The sequence below is a fragment of the Actinosynnema sp. NPDC023587 genome (assembly GCF_040640215.1).
GTDB lineage: Bacteria > Actinomycetota > Actinomycetes > Mycobacteriales > Pseudonocardiaceae > Actinosynnema.
This window is the reverse complement of the sequence record NZ_JBFABG010000013.1, coordinates 23,711-42,121: the sequence shown is the minus strand read 5'-3', so window position 1 is coordinate 42,121 and position 18,411 is coordinate 23,711. Positions and strand designations below refer to the sequence as shown.

The following is an 18,411-nucleotide window of genomic DNA, read 5'->3' as shown; positions in this document are numbered from 1 at the left end:
TCGCTCCAGTAGTCGGTCCGTCCGGCCCCCGGGTTCCCGGTGGATGTCCGGACGATCCGGCAGCGCGGCGCACACCGGTGACGTCCTGGCCGACCTCCGGGTTGCGGCCGACCCCGGCTGCGGGCCGGCGGGGTGCCGGAGGTGGGCCGAAGTCCTCGGGAACTAACCCGGTCGAGTGAACGACCTGTGGGGGAGCGCGCGCTGGGCGCGCCGACGCCACGACCGGAGAGGTGGCCGTGACCGCGTTGTCGGTGCTGCTCAAGGAGGTGCACTGCCGCTACGGCAGGCACCCGGCGGTGAGCTCGGTCGACCTGGACGTACCCCCCGGCGGACGCGTCGCGCTGGTCGGCACGAACGGCTCGGGCAAGTCGACGCTGCTGCGCGCGGTGCTCGGGTTCCACCCGGTCGCCGACGGGGTGGTCGAGGTCGACGGCGAGCGCGCGGCCACGGCGGCCCAGTGGCGCGGGCGGCGTCGGCGGGTGGCCTGGATACCGCAGTTGCGGTCGACCGGCCGGTTCCCCCTGCTGCTGGACGAACTGCTGGCCAGCAGCGGGCACCCCCGGGCCGCCGGGACCGCCGCCGACCGGTTGGGGCTGGGCGGGTTGGGCGGGCGCGGCGTGCACACGCTGTCCGGCGGCCAGTTGCAGCGGGCGTGGCTCGCGCGGGCCGCCGGGTGCGTCGCGGCCGGCGCGGGCGTGCTGCTGGCCGACGAACCCACCGCCGCGCTGGACTTCGCGGGCCAGGAGGAGGCGGCGGCCGTGCTGGCCGGCCTGCCGGTGACGCTGGTGGTCGCCACCCACGACCGGGCGGTCGTGGACGCGTGCGACCGGGTGGTCGAGATGGCCGCCGGCCGGCTGCGGGACGTCCCGTGAGCGGTGCGGCGCAGTGGGGCGAGCTGCTGGGGCTGGTACCGGTGCAGCGCGCGGGCCTCGGCCTGCTGCTGGGCGCGATCGCGCTGCCCCCGGTCGGCGTGCTGATCGTGGGGCTGGACATCTACCCGGTGCGGTTCGCGATCATGCACGTGGCGCTGCTGGGCAGCGCGATCGGTCTGCTCACCGGGACCGACCCGCTGCTGTGGGCGCTGCTGCTGTGCGCGGTCGCGGGCGGTGGGCTCGCGCCGTTCGCCACCACCCCGAGCGGCCTGTCCGGTGCGATGGGGTTGTTGATGAGCCTGGCGATCGCGGTGGCGCTGCTGGTGCTCTCGCTGTCCGGGGTGAACGCCAACGGCGCGTTCGAGCTGCTGTGGGGCTCGATCCTGTCCACCCGCGTGGTGGACCTGGTGGTGCTCGGCGCGCTGGCCGCGGTGATCCCGGCCCTGTTCTGGTGGCGGCGGCGGGACCTGTCGCTGCTGCTGCACGACCGCGAGCTGGCCGCGTCCTCGGGCGTGCGCACCGGGCCGCTGACCGCCGCGCTGCTGGTGGTGATCGCGGTATCGATCGCGGGGGCGGTCAAGCTCACCGGCGCGCTGCTGGTGGACGCGCTCACGCTGCTCCCGGCGCTGGCGGCGCGCCGGATCGGTCGCGGCCTGACCGGGATGGTCGTCGCCTCGGTGGTGATCGGCCTGGTGGTGGCGGTCGTCGGGCTGCTGCTCGCCCTCGCGCTGGACCAGCCGCCCGGTCCGGTGCTCGTCCTGCTGGCGGGCGTGATCGCGCTGCTCGCCCAGTTGCTACCGACAAGGAGGACCTGACCGTGAAGACCAGACACCTCGGGGGTGTGCTGCTCGGCGCGCTGCTGGTGCTGACCGCGTGCGGCGGTGCCCCGGCGGCCCAGCCGGACGTGCCGGAGGGGAAGAAGGTCGTCGCCGCGACCGCCTGGGAGGGCGCGCTGGCCAAGGCGGCGGGCGCGCTCGACGTCACGGTGATCGTGCCGGCGTCCGCGGTGCACGCCGCCGACTACGACCCAAAGGCCTCCGACCTGGTGGCGGTCGGGCAGGCGGACCTGGTGCTCTACGCCGAGTTCGAGGGCTTCGCGGGCAAGCTGCGGGACGCCGCCGGCGGTAGCGCGAAGGTCGAGGCGGTGCGGCTGGAGAACACCCCGGACGTGGTGAAGTCGGAGGTGCGCCGCCTCGGGGGCCTGCTGGGCACCGAGGCCGCCGCCGAGGAGTGGGTGCGGGAGTTCGACGCGACGCTGACCGGCGTGGCGGCCACCGTCAAGGCCGCCTGGCGCGACGGCAGGGCACCCCGGGTGGTCAGCCAGGCGTTCGTCGCCTACATGGCCGCGATCACCGGCGCGCAGGTCGTCGGCGGCTACGGGCCGGAGCCGGTCACGCCCGCCAAGCTCGCCGAACTCGCCGCCGCGCGGCCGGACCTGGTGCTGGACAACGCCCACATGTCCACCGGCACCGTGCTGCCCGACTCGCCCGCCGAGCAGGTGCAACTGGTCAACTACCCCGGCGAGGACCTCGATCTCCTCGGCGTCTTCACCACCAACGCCGAGGAGATCGCGCGGGCCCTCAGGGGCTGAGGCCACCGGCGCGGGCCGCCGCCACCGCCTGGACGGCGCGGCGGTCCACCTTGCCCGCCGGACCCAGCGGCAGTTCCCCGAACCGCACCACGCGTTCGGGGAACTTGCGCGGTTCCAGGCCCCGGTCGGCCAGGTGCCCGGTCAGCTCCGCCAGCGCCAGGTCCCGGTCCGCGACGACGCACGCGCACAACCGCTCGCCCAGCACGGGGTCCGGCACGGGCACGCACACCACGTCCCGAACCGAGGGGTGGGTGGCCAGCAGCCCCTCCACCTCGGCCGGGCTGATGTTCAGGCCACCCCGGATGACGACGTCCTTGCGCCGGCCCACGACGTGCAGGTAGCCGTCGTCGTCGACCCGCCCCAGGTCGCCGGTCCGCACCCCGCCGCCCGGTAAGCGGTAGCGCGCGTCCAGCTCGGGCGCGCCGACGTAGCACATCGGGGTCATCGGGCCGAGCGAGGTGATCTCCCCGACCTCGCCGCGCGGCACCTCGCGCAGCTCGTCGTCCACGATCCGGATGCGCGCGACGTCCGGGTTCGGCCGCCCGGCGGTGTCCGCGCGGTGCGGCGGGTCGTCGATCGCGGTGTGGCAGTTGACCCCGTCGGCGGACCCGTACACGTTGACCACCGCGCAGCCCAGCGCGTCGCGGACCCGCGCGGCCGTGGTGGCGTCGAGCGCGGCCCCGCCCAGGGCCACCACGCGCAGGCTCGTGGTGTCGTACCGGGCGAGCGCGGGGTGGTCGGCGATCATCCGGAACATCGTGGGCACCGCCAGCACGTGGGTCGGCCGGGCGCTCCCGATCATCGCCAGCGCCGCCTCGGCGCTGAACCCCGGCATCAGCACCAGGGTGCCGCCGTGCACGGCCAGCGTGACCGACGTGCCGTTGCTGCCGTAGGAGGACGCCAGCGGCACCATGACGAAGTTGCGCAGCACCGGCACGTCGCCGACCAGCGCGCCGATGAACCGGCCGCGCCCGCCGACGAGGGCGTTGTGGGAGTACAGCACCATCTTCGGCTCGGCCTCGGAGCCCGAGGTGACCAGGATGCGGGCCGGTCCGTCGGGGTCGGGCAGGGCGGGCACGAACCGCGTCGGGTCGGCGCGCAGCAGCGCCGCGAGCGGCACGCACCCGGCGGGCGTCGGCCCGTCGCCGACCGCGACGACCGTGCGCAACTGGGGCAGGTCGCCCGCCAGCGCGCGGGTCCGCTCGGCGCAGGGGTAGTCGCCGTGCGCGGTGGCGGTCACGGCGGCCACCGCGCCGGATCGGCTGAGCAGGCTCCACGCCTCCCGGTCGCCCCGGCCGACCGGGTAGGGCAGGACCACCGCGCCGAGCGCGGCGACGGCGAGGTCGAAGGCGCAGGCGAGCCGCCCGTTGGGCAACTGCACCGCGACGACGTCGCCCTGCTCGACGCCCAGGCCGGCCAGCCCGACGGCCAGGCACCGCACCACGGCGTCGAGCTCGCCGTAGCCGGTGGTGCCGTCGGCGTCGACCACGGCGGCCCGCGCGGGGTGGGCGGTGACCTGCTGGTGGAACAGCGAGTACAGGTCGCGGTCCCGGTAGCGGCCGGTGGCCGCCCAGGAGCGGCGCAGCTCGCCGGGTACCAGGTCGACCAGGTGGCGGACCGGGGGAGCGGCGACGGTCATCAGAACCTCCACGGGGTGCCGAGCACGGGACAGCCGCGATCGTCGCGGCCCAGGACGGCGGCGAACCGGGCGTCGCCCGGCAGCGCCGCGAGGTCGTCGACCACCGGCACGCCGTCGACCAGGCCGTCGACGGGCACCCGGAACCCCGCCGGGCGGTGGGCGGGCGCGGTCCGGCTCAGCAGCGCCGCCGCGCCCAGCAGGCTGCTCCGCACGGCGACGCCCCGGCCGGTGGCGCGGCGGGCGAGCAGGCCGGCCAGCACCGCCTCCGCGCCGATCAGCCCGCCGAGCACGTCGACCAGCGTCATCAGCGACGGGGCCGGGGCCTCGTCGGCGGCCCGGACCAGGTGGGCCAGGCCGGTGCGGGCCTGGACCATGAAGTCGGTGCCCACCGGCAGGTCGGCCGCGTCCGCGCCGCCCCAGCCGGAGGTGTAGGCGTGCACGAGACCGGCCGGCAGGTCGGTGGCGGCCAGACCCCACCGCTCGGCGGTGCCCGGTGCCCAGTTGTGCAGGAAGACGTCGGCGGGCGCGAGCGACGCGCGCAGACGCCGCCGCCCGGCCGGGTCCTTGAGGTCGATCTCGACGGCCCGCTTGCCCCGGTTGAGCGCCAGCCACCGCGCGGAGACACCGCCGCTGGTGGGCGGCATCCCGCGCAGCGGGTCGCCACCGGGCGGCTCGACCCGGACGACGCGCGCGCCGAGCAGCCCCAGCAGGTGCGCGGCCAGCGGGGCCTGGACGCGCCGGCCGGCCTCCCAGACCACCAGGTCGGCCAGGCCCGCCGGGTCGGGCGCGGCACCGGGGGTGGGCACGACCTGCCAGGGGTCGTGGCAGGGCGGCAGGTCCTCCACGCCGCGCAGGGCGCAGGTGCTCGCGCCGCTGGCCGCCCCGGCGGCCACGACCCGGGCGAAGGTGGCGGCGCGGGCGGCGTCGTGCAGGGCGGCGGGCAGCGGGGCGGTCGCGGTGGCGTAGCGGAACTGGTAGGGCCGCCAGCCCGCGCCGACCGCCGCCCGGTCCGCGCCGAGCGCGGTCCAGAACCCGGCCCACACCTCGGGGACCAGCGCCTCCACCTCGAACCGCACGCCGTCGGCGCTGGTGAACGGCGGGCCGCCGGGTCGCGGGTCGACGGCCTCGCCCTCGTCCGCCCCGGCGGCGGCCAGGTACTGCGCGACGGTCACCAGGGCGGCCTCGGCCACGCTGGTGCGGACCTCCGGCCCGCCTTCGGGGTGGCGCAGGGCGCTCGCCAGCAAGCCGGTCGTCGCGAGCACGCCGGCGGCGGTGCCGCAGTGGTCGACCGCGAGCCCCCGGGGCGTGCCCCCGCGCCGGCCGTGCACGTGCATCACCCCGCACGCGGCCTGCGCGGTGGCCTCGTCGCGCAGACCGGGCACGTCGACCGGGCCCGCCCAGGCGACGGTCACCGCGTGCCGCCCGCCCCGCAGGTCCAGGACCGCGCGGGCGGCCACGTCGTCGTCCGGCCCGCCGCCGCCGCGCCCGCCGGCGACCTCCGCGCCGAGGGCCGCCAGGTGCTCGCGGAGCACCTGCGCGGCGGCACCGGCCCCCGACACGACCGCCGTCGCGCCGTCGAGCGCGGCGACACACGCCGTTCTGCTTCCCGTCATGACAGACAGGTCGCACCAACCACTGTCTGGGTTCCCGCGATGGTGTGATGTGAGACGTGAATCGTGACAGCGAGTTGCGCCGGGCGGTCCGGGAATTCGTCGACGACGTCGTCGTCCCGGCCGAGGCGGACCTGGACGCGGGGACGCTCGACCTCCGCGACCGCGCCCGGACCGCGGGCCTGTGGGCGCTGCCGCTGCCCGCCGCGCTGGGCGGCGGCGGCCTGCCGCTGACCGACTACCTCGCCCTCGCCGAGGACGAGGGGCGCAGCGACCACGGACCGGACGTGCTCGGCTCGTCGAGCCTGCTCACGGTCCGGATGCTGGCCGCGCACGCGGACCCCGGGCTGCGCGCGGAGATCCTCGCCCCGCTGGTCTCGGGCACGTGCCGGGTCGCCTACGCGATGACCGAACCCGGGGTCGCCGGCTCCGACCCGACGGCCCTGCGCACCACCGCCGAGCGCGGCCCGGACGGCTGGTGGACCGTCACCGGCCGCAAGTGGTACACCACCGGGGCCGGTCGCGCGGACGTGGTGCTGGTGGTGGCCCGGACGGGTGACGACTTCTCGGTCGTGGCCGTGCCGACCGACCGGCCCGGCTTCCGGGTCGAGCGCGAACTGGACGTGCTGGGCGTCGGCGGGCAGCACGAGATCGCCTTCGACCGGGTGCGCGTGCCGCCCACCCACCTGGTCGGCGAACCCGGCCGGGGCCTGCGGCTCGCGGGGGAGCGGCTGGCGCTGGGCCGGACCCTGCGGGCGGCGCGCTGGGTCGGCCAGGCCCAGCGCTGCCTGGACCTGCTCGCCGCGCGGGCGGGCGCGCGGGTGCTCGGTGCCGGGGTGCTCGCCGACCGGCAACTGGTGCAGCGCCTGGCGTTCGAGTCCGAGCTGGCGGTCCGGTCGGCCCGCCTGCTCACCCGCGAGGCGGCCGACCTGGTCGCCGCCGGGGAACGCGCGCCGGTCGAGGTGAGCCTGGCCAAGACCGCCGCCGCGCGGGCGCTGGGCGAAGCGGTGGACGCGGCGATCCAGGTGCACGGCGCGGAAGGGCTGGGCGCGGCGTCAGGGCTGCCCCGGATGCTGCGGGTCGCGCGGTCCGCGCGCATCCTCGACGGCGCGGACGAGTGGCACGTGGCCACCACGGGCCGGCGGCTGCTGCGCGGTCACCAGTGATCCGGTCCCACCAGCCCGACCACCAGCGCCGCTCCCAGCGCCGTGAAGAAATCGCCCCACACGACCCTGAGCCCGGTCCGCCCGGCGTACTCGGCCGTTCCCCGCGCCGCCGCGCGCACCAGCTCCTCGCCGGCCGCTCGCGTGCGGGCGTGGTCGGACTTCAGCAGCGCCACCGCCGCGATCGCGGTCGCCGAGCTGTCCGAATCCGGCGCGGTCCACTCCCCGGCCAGCGCGCGGGACCGCTCGGCGAAGCCGTCCCACCGCCGCGAACCGTCCACACAGGACAGCAGGAGCCACGCGGCACCCCGCCGCCACCCCGCCGAACCCAGGCGCAGGTGGGTGTCCAGGTGCCGGCGGGCGATCTCGTCGTACCCGTGCGCGGCCAGCAGCGGCACCACTCCCGCTGCACCGTCCGGCCGCACCGGCGGGCCCTCGGGAGCCAGCGCGGTGCCCCACGGGATCGCGCCCACCCGGTCGTCGTACGCCTCGGCCAGCCGCCGGGCGACGTCCGCGGTGGACGGCTCGGGCGCGTGCGCGCCGCACCGCTCACCGCCGCTGCCGTACCAGAAGACCAAGCCCCGGCACACCGTGTCCGCCTCCGCCCACACGTCCAGCCGGCGGCGCACCGGCACCGGGTCGCCGGCACCGGTCGCGACCGAGCGCAGCGCCAGCAGCCCCGCCCAGAACCCGCCCGCCCACGAGCCGCGCGCCGTCGTCGTCCACGACCCGCCCTCGGCGTAGAGCGGAAACCTGGTCCCGGCGGCCCGTTCGACCTCGGCGACCCGCTCGCAGGACGAGCGCAGCAACTCCTCGGCCCAGTCGCTCACACCGCCACCGCCGTGCGCCGGGTCACCCGGACCGCCACCGCCGCCGACACCAGGAACGCCGACCCCACCGCGGACCACAGCCACCCGTAGCCCGCGTGCTGCACCACCAGCCCGGTCACCGGCGGGCCCAGCGCGAACCCGCCGAAGAACCCGGCCGACGCCACCGCCGCCGCCCGGCCCGCCGCCCGCTGCGGCACCGCCCGCATCACCGCGACCATCGACACCGCGTTGCCCGACACCGCGAACACCCCGATGCCGACCGCGCCCAACCACACCGACCACGGCCACCACTCGGCCGCCGCCACCAGCCCGACCGACCCGGCCGCGCCCAGCGCCAGCCACGGCAGCACCGCCGCCGGGTCGTCGGCCCGTCCCGCCGCACCGCTCCACACCACCCGCCCGGCGATCCCGAGCACGCCCATGACCGCGATCAGCCACGCCGCCACGGGCGCGGCCAGCCCGAGCCGGTCGACGCCGTAGAGCGCGAAGTAGGTGTTCACCGACGCCAACCCGAAGCCCAGCGCCAGCGAGAACCCGGCCAGCACCGCCACCCGGTCGCCCACGCCGCCGACCGGGCCACCCGCCTTGCGCGGGGGGACCCCCACCGGCAGCCGCGCCGCCACCGCCGCGCCGACCAGGCACAAGACCGCCAGCACCGCGACACCCCACCGCCAGTCGACCACCGCCGCCGCACCGGCCAGCGGCACCCCGGCGACGAACGCGCCCAACTGCACCCCGGACTGCTTCCACCCGGTCACCGAGCCCCGGGCCGCCGGCTCGACGGCGGCCAGGACCAGCTTGTTCGTCGCCGGGTTCGCCAACGCCTGCGGCACCCCGCCCAACGCCACCCCGACCGCCACCCACCACGGCGAGCGGGCCACCGCGAGCACGCCCAACGACACCGCGCTGAGCGCGAACAGCCAGACCAGGCCGCGCTTCGGCCCGATCCGGTCCACCAGCGCCCCGACCGGCAGCGACAGCAGGGCGGCCACCCCGAACCCCGCCGCGACCAGCACGCCGAGCTGCCACCGCGCGAGCCCCGACCCGGCGACCAGCACGGGGCCGAGCGCGCCGAGCACGAAGAGCTGGAGCATCGACACGGCCATCGCCGCCGTGGACAGCACCGCCACCTTCGTCTTCACCGCGACATCACAGCACTCACGACGTCCGTCCTGGGGGCGGGAACCTCGGGGGCGTGGCACTCGTGGGGCATCGGACGGATCACCTCTCCGGGAAGTCGCTCCCCCAGTAGGTCGGACGGCGGTCGCCGTAGTTCCGCTCGACTTCCGGGCGACTTCCGTGAGGGCGGCCGGCCGCGCGGGCTCGGCTAGCGTTCCCACCATGACCGACAGCGGTGTGGTGACCCGGTTCGCGGCCGGTTCGCTCCGGGCGCGCGAGTACCCGGCGGGACCGACCGCGACCTTCCCGGTCGAGGTCGGCGCGGAGCCGGTCGGCCGGGTCGGCGCGGTGCTGTGGCGGCTCGACTTCGGACCCGTTATGCGGGACCGGTACCCCGCCTCGGCCGACCGCGCGTTCCCGGCGGACGGGGAACCGGTGTGGCTGTACCGGCCCGACGTCATGGCCGGGCGCGGTGCCGGCACCGACGAGTGGCCGGTTCTGGACGCCGCCACCGGTGCGGTGCGCGCGCGGGCGGCGCTGGGCGGCGAGGGGCACGGCGGTCGACACCTCGTCCACCCCGATGGCGTGCACGTGCCGCTCGGCGACGGCTCCCGGCTCACCTCCGACGCCGACGGCCACCCCCGCCGTCACCCGGTCGACCCCGGTCCGGCGGCGGTCGCGACCGGCGGCCCGGCGACGGGCGACGGGTCGTGACACCCGGGTCGGCGGGCCGCCGGCCGGACTTCCCGCGCGCGGAACCGGTCACGGCGGTGCCCTCCCGGCTCGTCGCGGGCCTGCGCCCGGGACCGACCGGGCGGTTCTGGCGGCGGGTCGCGGAGTCGGGCACGCCGCTGGTCGAGCCGGACCCGCTCGGGGACCCCGACCACCGCGCGGTGACGTTCCTGTGGCGCGACCGCCCGGTGGCGGGCCGCCCGGCACGCGCGGTCGTGCTGCACGCCAACAAGTTCACCGACTACGACGACCTCGCGGCGACGTCGTTGACCCGCCTCCCCGGCACGGACGTCTGGCACGCGACGTTCCGGCTGCGCGCCGACTGGCGGTGCTCCTACCTGCTGGGTCCGCTGACCGAGCCGCCCGCGGTGAGCGGCCGGCGGCACCGCGACGAGTTGCTCCGGCACGCCGGGCCCGACCCCTTCAACCGCACGCCGCTGCGCGGCCGGCACAGCGGGCGGACGTTCTCGGTCGCGGAGCTGGACGCGGCTCCCGGGCAGTTCTGGGTCGACGCCGACGCGCCGCCGCCGCGCGAGCTGCCCGGCGACCGCCCGGTCTGGGTGCACGGCCCGGTCGGCGGCGGGGAGCCGGTGCTGGTGCTGCTCGACGGGGACGTGTGGGCGCGGGAGCACCCCATCGCACCGACGCTGGAGGCGCTGGCCGAGTCCGGCCGGCTGCCGAGGCTGACCACCGTCCTGGTCGGTCCGTCCGCGTCCGGCCGGACCGCCGACCTGACGTGCCACCCGGACTACCCGGACCGCCTCGTCGCCGTGCTGGACGAACTCGGCCTGCCGCCCGACCCGGAGCGGACCACCGTGGCGGGGCAGAGCTTCGGCGGACTGGCCGCCGTGCACGCGGCCCTGTGCCGGCCCGACCGGTTCGGCACAGCGGTGGCGCAGTCGGGTTCCTTCTGGTGGCCCGGCGACGACTCCGGCACCGGCTGGCTGTCCCACTGCCCGGAACCGGACCGCGCGGTGCGGGTGGTCCTCCAGGTGGGCGACCAGGAGTGGGGGATGCCGCCGATCGTGGCACGGGTGCGGGACGCGTTGACCGAGCGGGGACACCGGGTGTCCACAGCCGAATACCACGGCGGTCACGACCAGGCGTGGTGGCGGGGCGCGCTGATCGCCGCGCTGCTCGACCTCGCCCCCGGGTGGTCGACGCCGACAACACGGTGACCCCCACCCCGCACGCCACCCCGTCGCGCTCCACCCGCCGGCGCTGGGAGATCGAGGCCGCCTACCCGGAAGGATCACCGCGACCGGCTCCCGGCCGGTGGTCCGCCCCTGGTCACGCGGTCCGCACCGGGTTCTCCGCCACGACGGCCGCCACCGGCGGCTGGGGTAGCGTGGCCGTTCGTGGAGATGTCGATCGGGCAGGCGACCGTGGAGGACGCGGGCGAGGTCCTGCGGTTGCGGCGAGGTGCCGAGGACTGGCTGGCCGGGCGCGACATCGAGCAGTGGCCGCCCGGCGGGCTGGAGCTCGTCGAGGTCCGGAAGCAGATCGAGGCCGGGCAGTGGTACGTGGCGCGGGCGGGCGACGCGGCGTGCGGCGCGTTCCGGCTGCTGTGGTCGGACGAGGCGGTGTGGCGCGCGGAGAACACCTTCGCGGCCTACGTGCACGGCCTGGTGACCGATCGCGGTCACGCGGGTACCGGGCTCGGCAGTCGCCTGCTCGCCTGGGTCGCCGAGCACGGTCGCCGGGCCGGGGCCGGCCTGCTGCGGTTGGACTGCGTGGCGCACAACGCACGACTTCGCCGCTACTACGCGGACCTGGGCTTCCGGGAGGTCGGAGAACTGGTCTACGGGCGCGGCTGGGTGAACGTGCTGCTGGAGAAGCCCATCTGACCGCACGCGTCCCGGCCCGCCCGCCGGGTTCGGCGCGACGAACGCTTCCACAGTGGACGCGACGCGCGATGGTCAAAGCACGGTGGTCACTGCTCGGTGATCGACGCGCAGTGATCAATGGTCCACGGGTGGTGGTCGGCGGGCGTCCGCGCCCGAGGAGCCGGACCGCGTCCCGCGAGCCACCTGATCACCGCACCGGACGTTCCGGGCATTTCCGTGCGCCGCGATCGGTGTCACCCGGTCGTGTCGGGGGTACGTGTCCCGGTATGACCGTCATAGGTGTGCACGCCTCGCACGAGCAGATACACCCGTCACGGCTGCTGGACGCGGTCCGCCGGGCCGAGGAGGTCGGCTTCGACGCCGCCATGTGCTCCGACCACTTCTCGCCGTGGAGCGCGCGTCAAGGGCAGTCGGGGTTCGCCTGGTCCTGGCTGGGTGCCGCGCTCCAAGCCACCAGCCTTCCCTTCGGCGTCGTCAACGCCCCTGGTCAGCGGTACCACCCGGCGATCATCGCGCAGGCCATCGGCACGCTCGGGGCGATGTACCCGGGCCGGTTCTGGGCCGCCCTGGGCACCGGTGAGGCCAGCAACGAGCACATCACCGGCGAGCGCTGGCCGCGCAAGGACCTGCGGTCCGCCCGGCTGCGGGAGTGCGTCGACGTGATCCGGGCCCTGCTCGCCGGCGAGGAGGTCAGCCACGACGGCCTCGTCACCGTCGACCGCGCGAAGCTCTGGACCCGACCGGAGGAGCCGCCGAAGCTGATCGGCGCGGCGGTCAGCGCCGAGACGGCCGGGTGGTGCGCGGACTGGGCGGACGGCCTGGTCACGGTGAACGCCCCGGTAGACCACCTGCGCGCGCTGGTCGACGCCTACCGGGGGGCCGGTGGCATCGGGAAGCTCGCCCTCCAGGTGCACCTGAGCTGGGCCCCGGACGCGGACCGCGCCGAGGCGGTCGCCCACGACCAGTGGCGCGGCAACGTGTTCGGACCGCCGGTGTGCTGGGACCTCGACACCGCCGAGCACTTCGACGTGCTGTCCGAGCACGTCACGCCCGAGCGCGTGCGGCAGACCGTGAACGTGTCCGCCGACCTGGGCCGGCACGCCGAGATCCTGCGCGAGTACGCCGACCTGGGCTTCGACGAGCTCTACCTCCACCACGTGGGCCAGGAGCAGGACGAGTTCCTCGACGCGTTCGGCGAGCACGTGCTGCCGGAGGTGCGGCGATGAAGCTCACCCAGACCGCGGACCTGTGGTGGAAGAACGCCGTCGTCTACTGCCTGGACGTGGAGACCTTCCACGACTCCGACGGTGACGGGCACGGCGACTTCCGCGGTCTGATCGACAAGATCGACCACCTGCACCGCCTCGGCGTCACCTGCCTGTGGCTGATGCCGTTCTACCCCACCCCGGACCGGGACGACGGCTACGACATCACCGACTTCTACGGCGTCGACCCGCGCCTGGGCACGCTGGGCGACTTCGTGGAGTTCGTCCGCACCGCGAAGGACCGGGGCATGCGGGTGATCGCCGACCTGGTGGTCAACCACACCTCCGACCAGCACCCGTGGTTCCAGGAGGCCCGCTCCTCGCGCGACCACCCGCGCCGGGACTGGTACGTGTGGCGCGACGAGCCGCCGGCCGACGCCGAGCAGGGCGTGGTGTTCCCCGACAAGGAGAAGTCCTTGTGGGAGCTGGACAAGAAGACGAAGCAGTACTTCCTGCACCGCTTCTACAAGCACCAGCCGGACCTCAACGTGGCCAACCCCGAGGTGCGCGACGAGATCGCCCGGGTGATGGGGTTCTGGATGGAGCTGGGGCTGTCCGGGTTCCGGGTCGACGCGGTGCCGTTCCTGCTCGAAGCCCCGGTGGAAGACCTGCCCGATCCGCACGACTACCTGTGCGACCTGAGGGCGTTCCTGTCCCGCCGCAACGGCGAGGGCGTGCTGCTGGGCGAGGTCAACCTGCCCTACACCGACGCGATGGCCTACTTCGGCGGGTCCGACGGCGTGGGCGACGAGCTGCACATGTGCTTCGACTTCATCGGCATGCAGCAGATGTACTTGTCGTTGGCGCGCAAGGACGCCAGCCCGCTGGCCCACGCGCTCAAGGAACGCCCCCAGCCGCCCCGCGACTGCCACTGGGCGACGTTCGTGCGCAACCACGACGAGCTGATCCTGGACAAGCTGACCGAGCCCGAGCGGCAGGAGGTGTTCGCCGCGTTCGGCCCGGACGAGGACATGCAGCTCTACGGCCGGGGCCTGCGCCGCCGCCTGCCGTCCATGATGGGCGACCCGCAGCGCACGAAGATGGTCTACAGCCTGCTGTTCTCGCTGCCCGGCACGCCGGTGCTGTTCTACGGCGAGGAGGTGGGCATGGTCGAGGACCTCTCGCAGGAGGACCGCCTTTCGGTGCGCACGCCGATGTGGTGGGACGCGGCGGACGAGCAGCGCTACGACCCGGACTCGTTGCTGGCGTGGGTGCGGCTGCTGGTCGAGCGCTACCGGGAGTGCCCGGAACTGGCGTGGGGCAAGTTCCAGGTGATCGACAGCCCCGAGGCCGCCGTCTTCGCGCACCGCTGCGACATCGACGGTGGCACCGTGGTCGTCGCGCACAACCTCGGCGACACCAAGGTGAAGGTCGATCTGTCCAGTGTGGACGGCGTCTTCACCGACGTCCTCACGGGCGCGCCCGCCGAGGCGAAGATCACGCTGGAGCCGTACGGCTGCCGCTGGCTGCGTGCCGAGGTGGCCGGGTAGTCGTGGTGTTCCGGGCCGCTCGTGCGGCCCGGAACACCCCGCACGGCGGACGGCGTCGTGGGTTCTCGGCCGCGCGGAGCGCGAAAGGGCCGGCACGAACGGGTGTGGTCGTCACACCAGTGAGTGGTTGATGCCCGGATGAGCGCAACCGCACCTGTCACCTCCACTAGAACGGAGACCGGCACCTCGTCAACGGAGCTCAAGGAGGTCGACGATGCCGGTCCAGACTTTCGACCACACCGCCAAGGGGTACAGCGTCCGGCAGGCGTACCGGATGGCCGAGGCCGCCAAGCTCGCCTACGAACCGCCGGACGTGGTGGAGGCGACCGTGCGGGACTGGGGCTTCGACCGGGTCCGCCACCACGAGACGACGTTCCGGCCGCCGTTCCCGCTGGAGGACACCCAGGCGTTCACCGCGGCGAGCGACGACATGATCATCACCGCGTTCCGGGGCACGGAACCGGTGAAGATCCAGGACTGGCTCTCCGACAGCACCACCCCGCCCTGGCCCGGACCGGCCGACAAGGGCTTCATCCACTACGGCTTCGGCGAAGCGCTCCAGTCGATCTACCCGCAGGTGCGCGACGCGATCGCCGACTTCCTGGACGACGGGCAGACGATCTGGTTCACCGGCCACAGCCTCGGCGGGGCGCTGGCCGCGCTGGCCGCGATGCGGTTGAACTTCGAGGAACCGCGCCTGCTCGCCGACGGCGTGTACACCTTCGGCCAGCCGCGCGTCTGCGACCGGACCCTGGCCGACGCCCACGACGAGGCGTTCGGCGACCGCACCCACCGGTTCGTCAACAACAACGACATCGTCGCCCAGGTCCCGCCCGAGCCCGCGTTCCACCACGTGCGGACCCTGCACTACATCGACTCGGACGGCCGGCTCCGCGACCGGGTGTCCACCCTCGGCGGGCTCGCCGACCGGGCCAAGGGCCTGACCGCCGACGCCTTCGCCCCGGCGAGCGACGGCGTCCGCGACCACCTCATGGACCGCTACCTCGAAGGGCTCCGGAAGAACCTGGACTGACCGCTGCGCCCGTCGGCGCAGCCACCGGGCGGCCCGGCCGGTGCACGACGTCGGCCCAGTGGCCGGCCAGGGCCGCGAGGTAGGCGTCGAGGTCGTCCGGCGGGACGTCGGCCCCGGCGGGGTGGGTGGCGAAGAGCCGTTCCGGGTCGTGCCCGTCGGTCGCGGCCGAGGGCAGGAACGTGGCCAGGTCCACCCACGGCGCGCCGAGGCACGCGCGGCTCCAGTCGACCACCCGGGCCCGCCCGGCGGCGTCGATCAGGTAGTTGTCGGCGCGCGGGTCGAAGTGCAGCAGGCTCGTCCCGGCCACGGCCGATGCCCGGCGCGCCTCCCGCTCGGCCAGGTGGTGCAGGTGGTCGGCCTGCCAGGGGGTCGGCCGGTCGGGGGACAGGGCGCGCGGGCGGCCCGCCGCGAGGTCGCGCCAGACGGTGAACCTGCCGGTGCCGGCCATCAGCTCCGGCAGGCCGCGCAGGGCCCGGAGCGGGCTGGGGGTGAGCAGGCGCGCGCGGTGTGCGAGGGAGGCGAGGACGGCGGCGACGTTGCCCGGCCGCCACGGCTGGGCCGGTGGCGCGCCGGCCACGGCGTCGAAGCACAGCACGATCCAGCCGGCGCGCTCGAACCAGCAACGCAACCGGGGCGTGGCGAGTTCGCGCGGCAGCGCGCTCGCGACCGCGGCTTCGGTGCGGTAGTCGGCCCGGTGCCGGTGCCGGGTCGCCTTCACGAAGACGGCGGACGCCCCGGCGAGGGTGAGGACGGCGGCGAAGTCGGAGGCGTACACACCGGGGGCGGGGTGCACGGCGGCCACGGTCCGGCCGAGCCGTCGTTCGAGTTCGGCGGTGAGGTGTCGGGGGAGGGTCTCGACTCGCGGGTTCACGGGCGTGGTCCCTTCCGGTCGCCGGGTCGGTCCCGGCACCCCGGGAAGCGCGCGGCACCGGCGGTCCCGGGCACTGGCCCCGAACCCCGGCCCGAACCTCGCGCGAATAAGCTTGCGATTACCTACCGTATTCACGATTCGAGTGTTTTCACTCTTTAGTGAGACTTGGCCGAAGTGCGCTTTGTGCTACCGTCATGGCCCCCTCATCGAGGGGAATTGTCCGAGCTCACAATACCGGCCCGGAGCGCTGTCGCGCCTTGCCGGACGCCCTTGCTCCGCGCATTCGGTCCGAGGTCTTCCCGTCGGTTTTCCGGAGTGGTGCGCCGGTGGTCCCGCGCGCCGCGCTTCTCCGCGGAGGAAGGATGTGGGACATCCCCATGGCGAATGACGACGCACCGGCGGGTCTGCCGTCCGTACTCGTGGTCGGGGCCGGGATCGCCGGGCTGGCCGCCGCGCGGGCGCTGCACGACCTCGGCCACCCCGTCACGGTCCTGGAGGCGCGTGACCGCGTCGGCGGGCGCATCTGGACCGACGAGGACGGGGTGGACCTCGGCGCGCACTGGATCCACGGCACCGACGGCAACCCCGTCACCGAACTCGTGGAGACCCTGGAGATCCCCTACAGCTACGTCGGCGGGGACAGCGCGTACACCGGCGGTTTCGACCGGCTGCGCCTCATCGGCGCGGACGGGCGGGTCATCGGCCACGCCCTGAAGAACCAGATGCTCGAACTCGCCGACAGCGTGCTGCACGAACTCGAACAACAGGCCGAACTCGCCCGGACGCGCGAACTCCCCGACATCTCGCTCGCCGAGGCCGTCGACCGGATCATCGCCGCGCGCGAATTCGGCGAAGAGCAGGAGCGCGGCATCCGGTACCACCTGAACGTCATCCTCCGCGAGGACGTCGCGGAGGACGCGAGCAAGCTCTCGCACAAGTTCTGGGAGGACGGCTACCTGGTCTACGGCTACGGGGACAGCATCCTGCGCGACGGCTACCGGTCCGTCGTGGACGCCCTCGCCGCCGGGCTCGACGTCAGGCTGGGCCACGTCGTGCGCCGGATCGGGCGGGGCGGTGCCGGGCGGCCCGCGCTGGTGGCCACCGACGGCGGGGACTTCGAGGCGGACGCCGTGCTGGTCACGCTGCCGCTCGGGGTGCTCAAGGCCGGCTCGGTCGTCTTCGACCCGCCGCTGCCCGAGGCGAAGCGGACGGCCGTCGCCCGGCTCGGCTTCGGCACCCTGAACAAGATCGCCCTGCACTACCGGGCCCCCTTCTGGCCGCCGGACCAGTACGTGTTCGGCTACCTGTGCCGGGAGACCGACCGCTACCCCACGGTCGTCATCAGCATGTGGAAGTCGCACGGCCGGGCGACCCTGGTGATGCTGCTCGGGGCGTCGCTCGGCCGCGAGATGGAGGGCTGGAGCGACGAGGAGGTGTCCGACTACGCGACCACCGTGGTCCGGGACATGTTCGGCCCCGACGCGCCCGCTCCCGAGCACCTGTCGCGGACGGCCTGGTCCGCCGACCCGTACGCGCGCGGGTCGTACGCCTGCATCGGCGTCGACGGCTCGCCGAAGGACCTGCACACCCTCTCCGAACCGGTGGGGGACAGCCTCTTCTTCGCGGGCGAGGCCACCAACAGCCACCACTGGGGCTGCGTCCACAGCGCCTACGAGTCGGGCTTGCGCGAGGCCGCGCGGATCAGCGGCGACAGCTCCCTCTACCGGCCGCCCACCGCCGAGATCTCCCGCCGGCAGCGGCGGGACATCGACCGGATGAAGCGCTTCGCGGGGATGCGCATGAGCCACCTCGGCGACGCGGAGCTCCAGCGGCGCGTGGCCTGCCTGCGGGAGAGCGTCGACCCCTACGGCGTGCGCGTCTTCGCGCCGCTGGTCGGCACCGAGCTCGACACGCTCGCGTCGATGTTCGACGAGCTCACCTTCTCCCCGGGTGACGTCCTGTGCCGCGAGGACGACGCCGCCCACGGGATCTACCTGATCCACTCCGGCGACGTGGACGTCGACTTCGGCGGCATCTACGAGCACGCGACGATGGCCAAGGGCGCGTTGCTGGGCGGCCACGACCTGTTCTTCAACGCCCGCACCAGCACGGTCACCGCCGTGGGCGAGGTCGAGGCGTACTTCCTGGACCACTACCGCTACAAGACGTTCCTCTACGCCTTCCCGGACGTCATGATGCTGATGATCACCAACCTCGTCGCGCGGTGGGAGCAGTTGGAGAGCACGCTGGGCGCGGTCGCGCTGCCGGGCGCGCAACGAATCCACGACGGCGTCGCCTCGCGGTAGCCGGTGGTCGTCCGTCCACAGAGGACGGACCGGGGCCCGGTGC

At 74.9% G+C, this 18,411-nt stretch carries 16 protein-coding genes; 11 read left to right on the top strand and 5 right to left on the bottom strand.

Features of this window, described 5'->3' with window-relative positions:
- Positions 1-236 precede the first annotated feature (236 nt).
- From AB0G01_RS27995 to AB0G01_RS27985, 3 genes are read left to right on the top strand one after another with little or no spacing between them, the layout of a single operon-like run.
- Positions 237-872 (top strand): ATP-binding cassette domain-containing protein, encoded by a 636-nt coding sequence (locus tag AB0G01_RS27995; RefSeq protein ID WP_360951185.1) that lies wholly within the window; start codon positions 237-239, stop codon positions 870-872.
- Positions 869-1,687, top strand: a complete 819-nt coding sequence (locus AB0G01_RS27990) for a metal ABC transporter permease (protein WP_360951182.1) — start codon at positions 869-871, stop codon at positions 1,685-1,687. Before AB0G01_RS27995 ends, AB0G01_RS27990 begins: the two co-directional genes overlap by 4 nt.
- Positions 1,688-1,689: 2 nt before the next feature.
- Positions 1,690-2,463: a zinc ABC transporter substrate-binding protein gene (locus AB0G01_RS27985; protein ID WP_360951179.1), complete on the top strand. Its 774-nt coding sequence runs from the start codon at positions 1,690-1,692 to the stop codon at positions 2,461-2,463.
- Here AB0G01_RS27985 and AB0G01_RS27980 read toward each other — a convergent pair.
- Positions 2,453-4,102 carry a class I adenylate-forming enzyme family protein gene (locus AB0G01_RS27980; protein WP_360951176.1) on the bottom strand — a complete coding sequence of 550 codons (1,650 nt, stop codon included), beginning with the start codon at positions 4,100-4,102 and terminating at the stop codon, positions 2,453-2,455. The genes AB0G01_RS27985 and AB0G01_RS27980 overlap by 11 nt on opposite strands.
- Positions 4,102-5,715 (bottom strand): CoA transferase, encoded by a 1,614-nt coding sequence (locus AB0G01_RS27975; RefSeq protein ID WP_360951173.1) that lies wholly within the window; start codon positions 5,713-5,715, stop codon positions 4,102-4,104. The genes AB0G01_RS27980 and AB0G01_RS27975 overlap by 1 nt, the downstream gene beginning before the upstream one ends.
- Positions 5,716-5,771: 56 nt before the next feature.
- On the opposite strand from AB0G01_RS27975, the gene AB0G01_RS27970 reads away from it, so the two are divergent.
- Positions 5,772-6,878: an acyl-CoA dehydrogenase family protein gene (locus AB0G01_RS27970; protein WP_360951170.1), complete on the top strand. Its 1,107-nt coding sequence runs from the start codon at positions 5,772-5,774 to the stop codon at positions 6,876-6,878.
- Here the strand turns inward: AB0G01_RS27970 and AB0G01_RS27965 are convergent.
- On the bottom strand, positions 6,869-7,705 hold the full coding sequence (locus AB0G01_RS27965) for a hypothetical protein (protein WP_360951167.1): 837 nt from the start codon (positions 7,703-7,705) through the stop codon (positions 6,869-6,871). The genes AB0G01_RS27970 and AB0G01_RS27965 overlap by 10 nt on opposite strands.
- Positions 7,702-8,847, bottom strand: coding sequence for an MFS transporter (locus AB0G01_RS27960; protein ID WP_360951164.1), 1,146 nt, complete (start codon positions 8,845-8,847; stop codon positions 7,702-7,704). The genes AB0G01_RS27965 and AB0G01_RS27960 overlap by 4 nt, the downstream gene beginning before the upstream one ends.
- A gap of 199 nt (positions 8,848-9,046) precedes the next feature.
- Between AB0G01_RS27960 and AB0G01_RS27955 the strand changes: the two genes are divergently transcribed.
- From AB0G01_RS27955 to AB0G01_RS27930, 6 genes are all read left to right on the top strand, one after another.
- The gene (locus AB0G01_RS27955) at positions 9,047-9,538 is read left to right on the top strand and encodes a hypothetical protein (RefSeq protein WP_360951161.1); all 492 of its coding nucleotides are present in this window, start codon (positions 9,047-9,049) and stop codon (positions 9,536-9,538) included.
- A complete protein-coding gene (fes, locus tag AB0G01_RS27950) occupies positions 9,535-10,734 on the top strand; it encodes an enterochelin esterase (protein ID WP_360951158.1) in 1,200 nt (399 codons plus the stop codon). The genes AB0G01_RS27955 and fes overlap by 4 nt, the downstream gene beginning before the upstream one ends.
- A gap of 186 nt (positions 10,735-10,920) precedes the next feature.
- Complete coding sequence (locus AB0G01_RS27945; protein WP_360951619.1) at positions 10,921-11,403, top strand: GNAT family N-acetyltransferase; 483 nt, start codon at positions 10,921-10,923, stop codon at positions 11,401-11,403.
- 266 nt (positions 11,404-11,669) lie between these two features.
- The gene (locus AB0G01_RS27940; protein WP_360951155.1) at positions 11,670-12,629 is read left to right on the top strand and encodes a TIGR03885 family FMN-dependent LLM class oxidoreductase; all 960 of its coding nucleotides are present in this window, start codon (positions 11,670-11,672) and stop codon (positions 12,627-12,629) included.
- A complete protein-coding gene (locus AB0G01_RS27935; protein ID WP_360951152.1) occupies positions 12,626-14,158 on the top strand; it encodes an alpha-amylase family protein in 1,533 nt (510 codons plus the stop codon). The genes AB0G01_RS27940 and AB0G01_RS27935 overlap by 4 nt, the downstream gene beginning before the upstream one ends.
- 214 nt (positions 14,159-14,372) lie before the next feature.
- Positions 14,373-15,191 (top strand): lipase family protein, encoded by an 819-nt coding sequence (locus AB0G01_RS27930; RefSeq protein ID WP_360951149.1) that lies wholly within the window; start codon positions 14,373-14,375, stop codon positions 15,189-15,191.
- On the opposite strand, the gene AB0G01_RS27925 is transcribed toward AB0G01_RS27930, so the two are convergent.
- Positions 15,148-16,062, bottom strand: coding sequence for a phosphotransferase (locus tag AB0G01_RS27925; RefSeq protein WP_360951146.1), 915 nt, complete (start codon positions 16,060-16,062; stop codon positions 15,148-15,150). The two genes, AB0G01_RS27930 and AB0G01_RS27925, sit on opposite strands and share 44 nt — an antisense overlap.
- A gap of 377 nt (positions 16,063-16,439) precedes the next feature.
- Here AB0G01_RS27925 and AB0G01_RS27920 point away from each other — a divergent pair, with 377 nt between their 5' ends.
- Positions 16,440-18,368: an FAD-dependent oxidoreductase gene (locus AB0G01_RS27920; RefSeq protein ID WP_360951143.1), complete on the top strand. Its 1,929-nt coding sequence runs from the start codon at positions 16,440-16,442 to the stop codon at positions 18,366-18,368.
- Positions 18,369-18,411: the final 43 nt, after the last annotated feature.